The 12,257-nt window shown below is 55.3% G+C and carries 13 protein-coding genes; 7 read left to right on the top strand and 6 right to left on the bottom strand.

The genetic code is table 11. The features are described from left to right. Positions 1 to 35: 35 nt before the first annotated feature. The 4 genes from hslV (at position 36) to rraA (ending at position 3,619) form a co-directional block, all read left to right on the top strand. Positions 36 to 566: an ATP-dependent protease subunit HslV gene (gene hslV, locus IAE27_RS23045; RefSeq protein WP_004107530.1), complete on the top strand. Its 531-nt coding sequence runs from the start codon at positions 36 to 38 to the stop codon at positions 564 to 566. A 9-nt stretch (positions 567 to 575) separates the two neighbouring features. Next, positions 576 to 1,910 (top strand): HslU--HslV peptidase ATPase subunit, encoded by a 1,335-nt coding sequence (hslU, locus tag IAE27_RS23050; protein WP_004107529.1) that lies wholly within the window; start codon positions 576 to 578, stop codon positions 1,908 to 1,910. A 204-nt stretch (positions 1,911 to 2,114) separates the two neighbouring features. Further along, positions 2,115 to 3,041, top strand: coding sequence for a 1,4-dihydroxy-2-naphthoate polyprenyltransferase (menA, locus tag IAE27_RS23055; protein ID WP_004107525.1), 927 nt, complete (start codon positions 2,115 to 2,117; stop codon positions 3,039 to 3,041). A 92-nt stretch (positions 3,042 to 3,133) separates the two neighbouring features. Continuing rightward, positions 3,134 to 3,619, top strand: a complete 486-nt coding sequence (gene rraA, locus IAE27_RS23060) for a ribonuclease E activity regulator RraA (RefSeq protein ID WP_004107523.1) — start codon at positions 3,134 to 3,136, stop codon at positions 3,617 to 3,619. Positions 3,620 to 3,680: 61 nt separating this feature from the next. Here rraA and pfkA read toward each other — a convergent pair whose 3' ends face one another. The 3 genes from pfkA to cpxP all read right to left on the bottom strand — a co-directional run bounded on the left by pfkA (position 3,681) and on the right by cpxP (position 6,395). Then, positions 3,681 to 4,643, bottom strand: a complete 963-nt coding sequence (gene pfkA, locus IAE27_RS23065; RefSeq protein WP_004107521.1) for a 6-phosphofructokinase — start codon at positions 4,641 to 4,643, stop codon at positions 3,681 to 3,683. Between the two features lie 202 nt (positions 4,644 to 4,845). Continuing rightward, positions 4,846 to 5,742, bottom strand: a complete 897-nt coding sequence (gene fieF / locus IAE27_RS23070) for a CDF family cation-efflux transporter FieF (RefSeq protein ID WP_004107519.1) — start codon at positions 5,740 to 5,742, stop codon at positions 4,846 to 4,848. 149 nt (positions 5,743 to 5,891) lie between these two features. After that, positions 5,892 to 6,395, bottom strand: coding sequence for a cell-envelope stress modulator CpxP (gene cpxP / locus IAE27_RS23075; RefSeq protein WP_004107516.1), 504 nt, complete (start codon positions 6,393 to 6,395; stop codon positions 5,892 to 5,894). A 149-nt stretch (positions 6,396 to 6,544) separates the two neighbouring features. Between cpxP and cpxR the strand changes: the two genes are divergently transcribed. Further along, complete coding sequence (gene cpxR, locus IAE27_RS23080) at positions 6,545 to 7,243, top strand: envelope stress response regulator transcription factor CpxR (protein ID WP_004107514.1); 699 nt, start codon at positions 6,545 to 6,547, stop codon at positions 7,241 to 7,243. Beyond that, positions 7,240 to 8,613 carry an envelope stress sensor histidine kinase CpxA gene (gene cpxA, locus IAE27_RS23085; RefSeq protein WP_004107505.1) on the top strand — a complete coding sequence of 458 codons (1,374 nt, stop codon included), beginning with the start codon at positions 7,240 to 7,242 and terminating at the stop codon, positions 8,611 to 8,613. The genes cpxR and cpxA overlap by 4 nt, the downstream gene beginning before the upstream one ends. A 92-nt stretch (positions 8,614 to 8,705) precedes the next feature. Here cpxA and yiiM read toward each other — a convergent pair whose 3' ends face one another. Both yiiM and sodA read right to left on the bottom strand, forming a co-directional pair. Then, positions 8,706 to 9,380, bottom strand: a complete 675-nt coding sequence (gene yiiM, locus IAE27_RS23090; protein ID WP_004107502.1) for a 6-hydroxyaminopurine reductase — start codon at positions 9,378 to 9,380, stop codon at positions 8,706 to 8,708. A 71-nt stretch (positions 9,381 to 9,451) separates the two neighbouring features. Further along, positions 9,452 to 10,072, bottom strand: coding sequence for a superoxide dismutase [Mn] (gene sodA, locus IAE27_RS23095; protein ID WP_004107495.1), 621 nt, complete (start codon positions 10,070 to 10,072; stop codon positions 9,452 to 9,454). Between the two features lie 291 nt (positions 10,073 to 10,363). Here sodA and rhaT point away from each other — a divergent pair, with 291 nt between their 5' ends. Continuing rightward, positions 10,364 to 11,398: an L-rhamnose/proton symporter RhaT gene (rhaT, locus tag IAE27_RS23100; RefSeq protein ID WP_004116853.1), complete on the top strand. Its 1,035-nt coding sequence runs from the start codon at positions 10,364 to 10,366 to the stop codon at positions 11,396 to 11,398. A 5-nt stretch (positions 11,399 to 11,403) separates the two neighbouring features. Here the strand turns inward: rhaT and rhaR are convergent, their stop codons facing one another. Next, positions 11,404 to 12,252, bottom strand: coding sequence for an HTH-type transcriptional activator RhaR (gene rhaR / locus IAE27_RS23105; protein WP_004107490.1), 849 nt, complete (start codon positions 12,250 to 12,252; stop codon positions 11,404 to 11,406). Between the last annotated feature and the right edge of the window lie 5 nt (positions 12,253 to 12,257).

The raw sequence follows: 12,257 nt of genomic DNA on the forward strand, positions 1-12,257 counted from the left end.
CCCCTATTCCGCTTTTGCAACCAAGGGGTCTGCTCGTGACTACAATTGTAAGTGTTCGCCGTAATGGCCATGTCGTTATTGCCGGTGATGGCCAGGCTACGCTGGGCAACACCGTAATGAAAGGCAACGTGAAAAAAGTGCGCCGCCTGTACAACGACAAAGTGATCGCCGGCTTTGCGGGCGGCACCGCTGACGCCTTCACGCTGTTCGAACTGTTTGAACGTAAGCTGGAAATGCATCAGGGCCATCTGGTGAAAGCCGCCGTTGAGCTGGCGAAAGACTGGCGTACAGACCGCATGCTGCGCAAGCTGGAAGCCTTGCTGGCCGTGGCTGACGAAAACGCATCCCTCATCATCACCGGTAACGGTGACGTGGTGCAGCCAGAAAATGATTTGATTGCTATCGGCTCCGGCGGTCCTTACGCCCAGGCCGCGGCTCGCGCCCTGCTGGAAAATACCGATATGGGCGCACGCGATATCGCAGAGAAAGCGTTGAATATTGCAGGTGATATCTGCATTTATACCAACCACTTCCATACCATCGAAGAATTACCGTCTAAAGCGTAAGGATCTCCCATGTCTGAAATGACCCCACGCGAAATTGTCAGCGAACTGGACAAACACATTATCGGCCAGGACGCAGCCAAGCGCTCCGTCGCCATCGCTCTGCGTAACCGCTGGCGTCGTATGCAGCTCAACGAAGAGCTGCGTCACGAAGTCACGCCAAAAAACATTCTGATGATCGGTCCGACCGGCGTCGGTAAAACAGAAATCGCCCGTCGTCTGGCAAAGCTCGCCAACGCGCCGTTCATCAAGGTGGAAGCAACTAAATTCACCGAAGTGGGCTATGTTGGTAAGGAAGTGGACTCGATTATCCGCGATCTGACCGATGCGGCGATCAAAATGGTACGCATGCAGTCCATCGATAAAAACCGCTACCGTGCCGAAGAGCTGGCGGAAGAGCGCATCCTCGACGTGCTGATCCCACCGGCGAAAAACAACTGGGGCCAGGCTGAACAGCCTCAGGAACCCTCCGCCGCGCGCCAGTCTTTCCGTAAAAAACTGCGCGAAGGGCAGCTCGACGACAAAGAGATTGAGATCGACCTCGCCGCCGCGCCGATGGGCGTAGAAATCATGTCCCCTCCGGGCATGGAAGAGATGACCAGCCAGCTGCAGTCGATGTTCCAGAACCTGGGCGGACAGAAGCAAAAGCCGCGTAAGCTGAAAATCAAAGACGCGATGAAGCTGCTGATCGAAGAAGAAGCGGCTAAGCTGGTCAATCCGGAAGAGCTGAAGCAGGATGCCATCGACGCCGTTGAACAGCACGGTATCGTGTTTATCGATGAGATCGACAAAATTTGTAAGCGCGGCGGCAACTCGTCCGGTCCTGATGTCTCTCGTGAAGGCGTACAGCGCGATCTGCTGCCGCTGGTTGAAGGCTGCACCGTTTCCACCAAGCACGGCATGGTGAAAACCGATCACATCCTGTTTATCGCCTCCGGCGCGTTCCAGGTAGCCAGCCCATCCGACCTGATTCCTGAACTACAGGGTCGTCTGCCGATTCGCGTTGAGCTGAAAGCGCTGACCACCCACGACTTCGAACGTATTCTGACCGAGCCGAACGCGTCCATCACCGTACAGTATAAAGCGCTGATGGCCACCGAAGGCGTCAATATCGAATTCACGGATGACGGCATCAAGCGTATCGCGCAGGCTGCCTGGCAGGTCAACGAAACCACCGAGAACATCGGCGCGCGTCGCCTGCATACCGTCCTGGAGCGTCTGATCGAAGATATCTCCTACGATGCCAGCGAAATGAATGGCCAAACCGTCACCATTGATGCGGAATATGTCGGTAAGCATCTGGATGTTCTGGTGGCAGATGAAGATCTGAGTCGTTTTATCTTATAATCCGGTTCAATATATTTTCATCACTATAGATGGGGCTATAGATACCCTAAATAATTCGAGTTGTCGCAAGGCGGCCTTTGGCTGAGTGCCCTCATTTTTCCCGGCAGTGTACCTGAGTACATGGCTGGGTTGAATGAGCGTAGCCAACGCACCTGCAGCTTGACGTATCAAGGGTAGAGCCCCATTTTTTATTGGCCGGGACTTATGACCGAACACGCTATCACTCGCACTCAGGCCTGGCTGGAAAGCCTGCGCCCCAAAACGTTGCCTCTGGCCTTTGCCGCCATTATTGTCGGCTCCGCTCTGGCCTGGCATCAGGGAAGTTTCGATCCCTGGGTTGCCCTGCTGGCAATCATTACCGCCGGTTTACTGCAAATCCTCTCCAATCTGGCCAATGATTATGGCGACGCGGTAAAAGGCAGCGATAAGCCCGACCGTATCGGCCCCCTGCGCGGCATGCAGAAAGGGGCAATTACCCAGGCGCAGATGAAACGCGCGTTGATACTCACCGTAGCGCTGATTTGCCTTTCTGGCCTGGCGCTGCTATTCCTGGCCTGGCAAACCATGGCCGATTTTATCGGTTTTATGGTGCTTGGCGGACTCTCAATCGTTGCTGCAATTACCTATACCGTCGGCACCCGTCCTTACGGCTACATCGGCCTTGGCGACATTTCAGTGCTGATTTTCTTCGGCTGGCTGAGCGTCGTGGGAAGCTGGTATCTTCAGGCGCACAGCGTGGAAGCGGTCATTTTCTTACCCGCCACGGCCTGCGGTTTGCTGGCGACGGCGGTGCTGAATATTAACAATCTGCGTGATATCGACAGCGATCGTGAAAACGGTAAAAACACCCTTGCGGTACGCCTCGGGCCGGTTAACGCTCGTCGCTATCATGCCTGCCTGCTGCTTGGCGCGCTGCTATGCCTGGCGCTGTTTAATCTGATCTCACTGCATAATCCGTGGGGCTGGCTGTTCCTGCTGGCCACCCCGCTGCTGGTTAAGCAGGCGCGTTATGTCATGCGCGAGCGCGATCCGGTCGCCATGCGCCCAATGCTGGAAAGAACCGTAAAAGGCGCCCTGTTAACCAACCTGCTGTTTGTTATCGGGATTATTTGCAGCCGACTCGCGGCTTAACTGACAAATATCAATTAACAATTGATGATTTTGCCAACAGCACGATTCACGAGATATACTGAAAATTCTCGCAGCAACTGAACGTTAAGCCTATGAAATACGATACTTCCGAGCTTTGTGACATCTACCAGGAAGATGTCAACGTCGTGGAACCTCTGTTCTCCAACTTTGGGGGGCGCTCGTCGTTTGGTGGACAAATCATCACGGTAAAATGTTTCGAGGATAACGGGTTGCTCTACGATATGCTCGAACAGAACGGTCGTGGCCATGTCCTGTTAGTTGACGGTGGTGGTTCCGTTCGGCGCGCATTGATTGACGCTGACCTGGCGCGTCTGGCCGTACAAAACGAGTGGGAGGGGCTGGTCGTCTATGGCGCAGTGCGTCAGGTTGACGACCTGGAAGATCTGGATATCGGTATCCAGGCGCTGGCCGCCATTCCCGTTGGCGCCGCAGGGGAAGGCATCGGCGAAAGCGACGTTCGCGTCAACTTCGGCGGCGTCACCTTCTTTTCCGGCGACCATCTCTACGCCGATAACACCGGGATCATCCTTTCGGAGGATGCTCTGGATATCGAGTAGCGTGTCCCGCCCATAAAAAAGGCCTTCTCTCTGAGAAGGCCTTTTTGTTTTGCGTCTGAGCTTAGTACAGCTTCTTAGCGCAATCCAGCCAGTCGCTTTTAAACGGACGCTTCATGTTTTCGATAGCGTCGATGATGTCGTGGTGAACCAGCTTCTCGTTCTGAATACCGACGCAACGGCCGCCGAATCCCTGCAGCAGCAGGTCAATCGCGTACGCGCCCATGCGGGATGCCAGAATACGGTCATAAGGAACCGGGGAGCCGCCGCGCTGAATGTGGCCCAGTACGGTTGCGCGAGTTTCACGGCCGGTCTCTTTCTCAATATAGTGAGCCAGTTCGTCGACGTCGCACATATGCTCGGTGATCGCCACAATCGCGTGTTTTTTGCCTTTCGCGATACCCGCCTTGATTTCAGCAACCAGATCGTCGCGAGTGTACTCAACCTCAGGAACCATGATGAATTCGCAGCCGCCGGAGATGGCTGCCGCCAGGGTCAGGTCGCCGCAGTAACGGCCCATCACTTCAACAACGGAAATACGCTGGTGAGAGGAAGAAGTATCACGCAGACGGTCAATAGCCTCAACCACGGTGCTCAGAGCGGTAAAGAAACCGATGGTGTAGTCGGTGCCTTTAATATCGTTGTCGATGGTGCCCGGCAGACCGATGCAAGGGAAGCCCATCTCAGTCAGGCGTACGGCGCCCATATAAGAACCGTCACCGCCGATGACTACCAGCGCATCGAGGCCGCGCTTTCTCATATTTTCAATCGCGACGGCGCGAATATGTTCTTCGCGGAATTCTGGAAAACGCGCCGAACCCAGGAAGGTGCCGCCGCGGTTGATCATATCGGAAACGCTGTAGCGGTCGAGCTGAACCATGCGATCTTCATACAGGCCGAGGTAACCGTCATAGATTCCAAAAACTTCCAGACCTTCCGTTAATGCCGCGCGCACAACGCCGCGAATTGCTGCGTTCATGCCCGGGGCATCACCGCCACTTGTCAACACACCGATTTTCTTAATCATGACTACCTCTGAACTTAGGAAGCAAAAAATAATCCTGTTGCCTGAAGCGCCCCTCACCAGGAGTGCACAACGATAATTGCAATAGTATATCAAACGCTTCTGGCTGAATTGATTCAGGTCAGACCAAATGGCGGTAATTTATACAAATAATGCCGATCCGCCCCACATTTTTACATCGAGTTTACAGATAACAACTTAAAAATCATAAAACACCCTGCTGCGCTAACGGCACCACCGAACAGGGGTCCTGGTGGATAATCACATCGGAACCCGGGAATCGGAGCAACAGCGCCTGCTCCACCTGATCGGCAATCACATGTGCCTGAACCAGCGGGAGATTATCTTCCATTTCCAAATGAATCTGAATAAAGCGAGTCGGCCCTGACTGCCGCGTACGTAGATCGTGCGCCCCGCTGACGCCTGGCCATGCGGTCACGATATTGATAATTTCCTGGCGTTCCTCATCAGGTAACGCGCGGTCTAATAACGACTGAACGGCGTCATAACCCATGCGCAGCGCGCTATATAAAATATAGACGCCTATACCTAATGCAAACAGCGCATCAGCACGATGCCAGCCGTACCATGAGAGGGCCAGCGCCACCAGAATTGCGCCGTTCATCATAACATCAGACTGATAATGAAGCATATCCGCCCGCACCGCCTGACTTTGCGTTTTTCTCACTACCCAGCGCTGAAAGGTCACCAGCACCAGCGTGCTTATCAGCGCAACCAGCGTCACTACCATCCCGACACCCGCCGCGTTCATCGGCTCAGGCCGCACGAGATGCTGAATACCCGTCAAGAACAGAAACAGTGCCGATCCGGAAATAAACATGCTTTGCGCCAGCGCGGCCAGCGATTCCGCCTTGCCGTGACCAAAGGTATGTTCTTCATCGGCGGGTTGTAGCGAATAACGCACCACCAGCAGGTTGGTTAACGAGGCGGCGATATCCACCAGCGAATCAACCAGCGCCGCCAGAATACTCACTGAGCCGGTATACCACCACGCAAAAATCTTAATTAAAAGTAACGCAGAGGCCATCACCGTCGCCGCAATCGCCGCGCGACTCACCAGCTGCCCATAGGATTGATTCATAAACGCTCCTTACTTCGCGATGCGCTTAGTATAACCCGATAATTTACCGCGACGGGGAGCCGGGAAGAGGCTGAATAACAGGCAAAAAAAACCCCCACATCATGTGGGGGAAGACAGGGATGGTGTCTATGGCAAGGAAAACAGGGTTGTTACTGGGGTTGCAGGGTATTGCTACTACTCGAAAGCATCATCGCTGAGCCTTTTTGCATCCTTGCAACCTCACGCAACTGGTTCATTCGTTGCTGGTGCTTAGCGTTTAAAACCGCTTGCTGCTCTGGCGTTAACAGGTGGTACATCTGGTTGCGAACTTTTGCCATTTCAACCTGGCGGGCAACCTGTTCCTGCGCCATCTTATCTGCCTGAGCGCGTACAGCGTTTTCATCAAAATTTTCTGCGGTGACAAGGCGATGCATTGTCTCCATTTCGCTAACATTAACGGGTGGCCTTTCGTGGCGTGCCCGCTGCATAAGATCTCGCAACTGTTGCCGTTGGTGTTCAGTTAAACTTATGCCGTCAAACATATGGCTCTGGCTGCTGCGCTGGACCCCTTCGTCTCCGGGGAGCCAGTTAACGCTGGTGACGACTTCAGCGGCTTGGCTATATGCACTTAGCGCCAGCGTTGAGGCCATGACGGCAGCGATAACATTGCGCATCACATACTCCCAAAACGTTTGTGTCGCGATTCAACGATAGAGAGTTTACGATGCAGGCTGCAAACATGCGTCAGGGGGTGTAAAACAACGTAAAGTCATGGATTAGCGAGCCTTGATGACGTAATTTCTGCCTCGGAGGTATTTAAACAATGAATAAAATCCTGTTAGTAGATGATGACCGGGAGCTCACCTCCCTGTTAAAAGAGCTGCTCGATATGGAAGGTTTTAATGTGCTCGTAGCCCATGACGGGGAACAGGCGCTGGCCCTTCTGGACGACAGCATCGATTTACTTTTGCTTGATGTGATGATGCCGAAGAAAAACGGTATCGATACACTCAAAGAGTTGCGTCAGACGCACCAGACCCCGGTTATCATGCTAACGGCCCGCGGGAGCGAGCTGGATCGCGTTCTCGGCCTCGAGCTGGGCGCGGACGATTATCTGCCTAAGCCGTTCAACGATCGTGAGCTGGTAGCGCGTATACGCGCTATTCTGCGCCGATCGCACTGGAGCGAGCAGCAGCAGACAACCGAAGCCGGTTCACCGACGCTGGAAGTGGATGCGCTAAGCCTTAACCCCGGTCGCCAGGAAGCCAGCTTCGATGGCGTGACCCTGGAACTGACCGGCACCGAGTTCACCCTGCTCTATCTTCTGGCGCAGCATCTTGGCCAGGTGGTATCGCGTGAACATCTTAGCCAGGAAGTATTAGGTAAACGCCTGACGCCATTCGACCGCGCAATCGATATGCACATCTCCAACCTGCGGCGTAAGCTGCCGGAGCGCAAGGACGGCCATCCGTGGTTTAAAACGCTGCGCGGACGCGGCTATCTGATGGTATCGGCTTCATGATTGGAAGTTTAACCGCACGCATCTTCGCTATTTTCTGGCTCACGCTGGCGCTGGTGTTGATGCTGGTTCTGATGCTGCCCAAGCTGGACTCGCGCCAGATGACCGAGCTGCTGGAGAGCGAGCAACGTCAGGGCATCATGATTGAACAGCACGTCGAGGCCGAACTGGCGAACGATCCGCCGAACGACCTGATGTGGTGGCGTCGTCTGTTTCGCGCTATCGATAAGTGGGCTCCGCCGGGCCAGCGTTTGCTGCTGGTCACCAGCGAGGGTCGCGTCATCGGCGCGGAACGCAACGAAATGCAGATTATCCGCAACTTTATCGGCCAGGCGGATAACGCCGACCATCCGCAGAAAAAACGCTATGGTCGTCTGGAAATGGTCGGGCCTTTTTCCGTCAGGGATGGAGAAGATAACTACCAGCTCTATCTGATTCGCCCTGCTAATACCTCACAATCAGACTTCATCAATCTGCTGTTCGACCGGCCTTTGTTGCTGCTCATCGTCACGATGTTAGTCAGCGCCCCGCTGCTGCTATGGCTGGCGTGGAGCCTGGCGAAACCCGCGCGTAAGCTCAAAAATGCCGCCGATGAAGTCGCCCAGGGCAACCTGCGTCAGCATCCGGAGCTGGAAGCCGGTCCGCAGGAGTTTTTAGCCGCCGGGACCAGTTTTAACCAGATGGTGACCGCGCTGGAGCGCATGATGTCCAGCCAGCATCGTCTGCTGTCCGATATCTCGCACGAACTGCGCACGCCGCTGACCCGCCTGCAGTTAGGCACCGCATTGCTGCGCCGCCGCAGCGGGGAAAGCAAAGAGCTGGAGCGGATTGAGATGGAAGCGCACCGGCTGGATAGCATGATCAACGACCTGCTGGTGATGTCGCGCAATCAGGCGAAAACCGCGCTGGTCAGCGAGACGGTGAAAGCCAACCAGCTGTGGGGCGAGGTGCTGGATAACGCCGCCTTTGAAGCCGAACAGATGGGGAAATCGTTCACCGTCGAGTATCCGCCGGGGCCCTGGCCGCTGTACGGTAACCCCAATGCGCTGGAAAGCGCGCTGGAGAATATCGTGCGTAACGCGCTGCGCTACTCGCATACCAAAATTTCGGTAAGCTTCTCGGTGGATAAAGATGGCATCACGGTTAACGTCGATGATGACGGCCCGGGCGTAAGTCCGGAGGATCGCGAGCAGATTTTCCGTCCGTTCTACCGTACCGATGAGGCGCGCGATCGCGAGTCTGGCGGTACCGGGCTGGGGCTGGCGATTGTCGAAGCGGCAATCCAGCAGCATCGCGGTTGGGTGAAAGCCGACGACAGCCCGCTGGGCGGCTTGCGCTTAACCCTGTGGCTGCCGTTGTACAAGCGTACCTGATTCTCCCGGCCTGCGCTTCGCCAGGCCGGGTTCGAAACGGGTAGCCCGGATAAGGCGCAACGCGCCGCCATCCGGGAACGCGCACGGAAGCGCTATTTCCCCCACAATCTCCGCGAATTATTTTCGATCTTCCCGCTCAGGCGCCGTTTCTGCATGGTACGGCTCCAGCTTACCGACAGCCCCGCCGCCGATAGCAGGCGGTGATACTGCTCGTCATCGAACGGCATTTGCCAGGCAATAGCTCCCGCCTCGTGAACGCTAACGTCGCTGAGGCGGGAAACCAGCGCCAGCGGCGCATCGCCGGACACTCGTCCGCCCGCCACTACCCGATACAGCCAGCCGGTTTTGCCGCTATTCTGCATAAGCTGCGCCATGTCGCTGACGGCAAAATGGTAGTTAAGCTTGAAGCACGGCGATCGCGGCTGCGTCACCTGAATCAGCGCCTCTCCCCAGCGGAAGATATCGCCAATATAAACATTTTTTTCCGTCAGCCCTTCGGTCGAGAGATTTTCGCCAAACGCCGGGGCGCAGAAAAGATCCGCCTGCTGCGGAAGTTCACGGGCCCAGTGGGCATAGTGTTCACGGGGATAGTGGCACAGCGCGCGGTCCGGCCCGCCGTGAATTTTCTTCTCCGCCTGCTCATCGCCCTCCAGCCCCAAATCGCCGAGGGTCAGTTCACCGTCGATCTGAATTTTACCGATGGCGCTTGGACGGCTGCCGTCGTAATCCCTCACCTTGCCCACAAAGACATTCACCGGATAGTGCATCGCTGCTCCTTTGCTGCGGATATAAAAAAAGCGAGTCATCAGACTCGCTTCTCGCTCAGCACAATGCAACCTTATTTTTTGGCGGCAAAACGCGCTGCGGCTTCGTCCCAGTTCACCACGTCCCAGAACGCTTTAATGTAGTCCGGACGACGGTTCTGGAATTTCAGGTAGTAAGCGTGTTCCCATACGTCCAGGCCCAGAATCGGGAAGCCGGAAGCGCCGGAGATTGCTTCGCCCATCAGCGGGGAGTCCTGGTTAGCGGTAGAAACCACCGCCAGCTTGTCGCCTTTCAGCACCAGCCACGCCCAGCCGGAGCCGAAACGGGTAGCAGCCGCTTTTTCAAATTCCGCTTTAAAGTTGTCAACGGAACCGAAATCACGCTCGATAGCCGCTTTCAGGTCGCCCTGCAGGGTGGTACCGGTTTTCAGGCCTTTCCAGAACAGGCTGTGGTTAGCGTGGCCGCCGGCGTTGTTACGCAGCACGGTTTTTTTGTCTGCCGGCAGCTGATCCAGTTTGGTAATCAGCTCTTCTGCGGACAGGTTCGCGAATTCAGGCAGGCTTTCCAGCGCTGCGTTGGCATTATTAACGTAGGTCTGGTGGTGTTTAGTGTGATGGATTTCCATCGTCTGCTTGTCAAAATGCGGTTCCAGGGCGTCATAAGCGTACGGCAGGGCAGGCAGTGTATAACTCATAATCATCTCCATTATTGTCGAGCGGCGGAAAGTGTTAATGCCGCGTAAGCAGTTGGTTCATTATAGTTAATTAAATGATATTGAAAACGCTTATCAATGCCGTATTTTTAATAAGGTTATAACAAGGGGGAATAGATGTAGTTTTGTGATACAGAACAACTAATTAAGTTTTTGGTTGCCAGGTTCCGCCTTCTGGTGGCAACAGCTTAAAGGCGGAAAAACTGACCGATTTTTACACTCATCGGGTCGGAAGAAGATTTATCCGATAAAAAATAGATGAGGATAAAATCAATGAATCACGCGATTACGATGGGTATTTTTTGGCATTTGATAGGTGCAGCCAGTGCAGCCTGTTTCTATGCCCCGTTCAAGAAAGTTAAACATTGGTCCTGGGAAACAATGTGGTCAATCGGCGGGATCGTCTCCTGGCTGATCCTCCCCTGGGCCATCAGCGCCATGCTGCTGCCCGACTTCTGGGCCTATTACGCTTCTTTTAACGCCTCCACGCTTCTGCCCGTTTTCCTGTTCGGCGCCATGTGGGGCATCGGTAATATTAACTACGGCCTGACGATGCGCTATCTCGGCATGTCGATGGGGATCGGCATCGCCATTGGTATTACGTTGATTGTCGGTACGCTCATGACCCCGATTCTCAATGGTCAGTTTGATGTTCTCATTAACACTAAAGGCGGCCAGATGACGCTGCTCGGCGTGCTGGTCGCGGTGATTGGCGTGGGCATCGTCACCCGCGCAGGCCAGTTGAAAGAACGCAAAATGGGCATCAAGGCCGAAGACTTCAATCTGAAAAAGGGCCTGCTGCTGGCGGTGATGTGCGGCATCTTCTCCGCAGGTATGTCGTTCGCTATGAACGCCGCCAAGCCGATGCACGAAGCCGCCGCCGCGCTCGGCGTCGACCCGCTTTACACCGCGCTGCCAAGCTATGTGGTGATCATGGGTGGCGGCGCGCTGGTTAACCTCGGCTTCTGCTTTATCCGTCTGGCAAAAGTGAAAAATCTGTCGATAAAAGCCGACTTCTCGCTGGCAAAACCGCTCATCATCAGCAATATCCTGCTTTCCGCGTTAGGCGGCCTGATGTGGTATCTCCAGTTCTTCTTCTACGCCTGGGGCCACGCCAGCATCCCGGCGCAGTACGACTACATGAGCTGGATGCTGCATATGAGCTTCTATGTGCTGTGCGGCGGGCTGGTAGGCCTGATCCTCAAAGAGTGGAACAACGCCGGTCGTCGTCCGGTGGGCGTCCTCAGCCTCGGCTGCGTGGTGATTATCATCGCCGCCAATATCGTCGGTCTGGGAATGGCGAACTAGCGTCGTCAGGCGGCGGCGCGACTGCGCTGCCGCCACTGCCCCGGCGTCATGCCTATCTCGCGGTTAAACACCACCGAAAAGTAGTTACTGTCTTCAAACCCGCACTGCATCGCCACTTCGCCAATCAGCCGTTCGGTATGCTGCAGCAGATACTGCGCGTGGCAAATACGCAGCTGGCGCAGGTAGTGGTTGATAGTCATCCCCGTCTGCTGACGAAACTGCTGGCGCAGCGCGCGCTCGCTGCACCCTTCCCGCTCGCAAAAACGGTCAAGAAAGAAGGGACGATTGAGGCTGCCCGCCAGCTCGGTGAGCAGCTTATCGAGCAGCGCTTCGCTTTGAGTTGCCGCCAGATTATCAGTGGCGTAGCGATAGCGCTGAAGAATAAGCACCAGCTGCGCAAACAGCAGTTCGGCCATATTATTGGCCTGCGCATCGCTACGACAGCTCTCATGCTCCAGCTGGGTAATCACCTGTCTGACCTGGGCCATGCCGCTGCTGCCAATTCGCCAGTGCGGAACCCACGGAGTGCCGAACAGACCCGGAATGTGCGCCGCCCAGTCAAAGTTAAGCCGCAGCCGATCCGGGCAATAAATGACGTTTTGCAGGACAAGATCGTTTACCGAGGCGTAGGAGTGCTTATCTTCCGCGCGGATATAGAACAGATCGCCGCGGGTAATGCGCCACGGGCGATCGTTAAGAACGTGCAGGCCGTTTCCCCGCCACACCAGCACCAGTTCGCAGAACTCATGGGTGTGCTCGGCGAAGACGTTTTGCGGATAGCGATCCGCTACCGCCACCGCCTGAGCGGGGGAGGCAAAAAATTCATCTTTGCGAAGAATCAGCTGACCTGCCACGACAT

It is taken from the genome of Klebsiella sp. S69, from assembly GCF_016516145.1.
GTDB classification, from domain to species: domain Bacteria; phylum Pseudomonadota; class Gammaproteobacteria; order Enterobacterales; family Enterobacteriaceae; genus Klebsiella; species Klebsiella oxytoca.

Excerpts from the sequence above, each read along its gene's own strand:
- yiiM (WP_004107502.1), bottom strand. The coding sequence starts at position 9,380 with ATGCACTATCCGGTGAATGTCTTTGTGGGCAAGGTGAGGGATTACGAC.
- hslU (WP_004107529.1), top strand. The coding sequence starts at position 576 with ATGTCTGAAATGACCCCACGCGAAATTGTCAGCGAACTGGACAAACAC.
- menA (WP_004107525.1), top strand. The coding sequence starts at position 2,115 with ATGACCGAACACGCTATCACTCGCACTCAGGCCTGGCTGGAAAGCCTG.
- sodA (WP_004107495.1), bottom strand. The coding sequence starts at position 10,072 with ATGAGTTATACACTGCCTGCCCTGCCGTACGCTTATGACGCCCTGGAA.
- rraA (WP_004107523.1), top strand. The coding sequence starts at position 3,134 with ATGAAATACGATACTTCCGAGCTTTGTGACATCTACCAGGAAGATGTC.
- fieF (WP_004107519.1), bottom strand. The coding sequence starts at position 5,742 with ATGAATCAATCCTATGGGCAGCTGGTGAGTCGCGCGGCGATTGCGGCG.
- pfkA (WP_004107521.1), bottom strand. The coding sequence starts at position 4,643 with ATGATTAAGAAAATCGGTGTGTTGACAAGTGGCGGTGATGCCCCGGGC.
- cpxR (WP_004107514.1), top strand. The coding sequence starts at position 6,545 with ATGAATAAAATCCTGTTAGTAGATGATGACCGGGAGCTCACCTCCCTG.
- cpxP (WP_004107516.1), bottom strand. The coding sequence starts at position 6,395 with ATGCGCAATGTTATCGCTGCCGTCATGGCCTCAACGCTGGCGCTAAGT.
- cpxA (WP_004107505.1), top strand. The coding sequence starts at position 7,240 with ATGATTGGAAGTTTAACCGCACGCATCTTCGCTATTTTCTGGCTCACG.
- rhaT (WP_004116853.1), top strand. The coding sequence starts at position 10,364 with ATGAATCACGCGATTACGATGGGTATTTTTTGGCATTTGATAGGTGCA.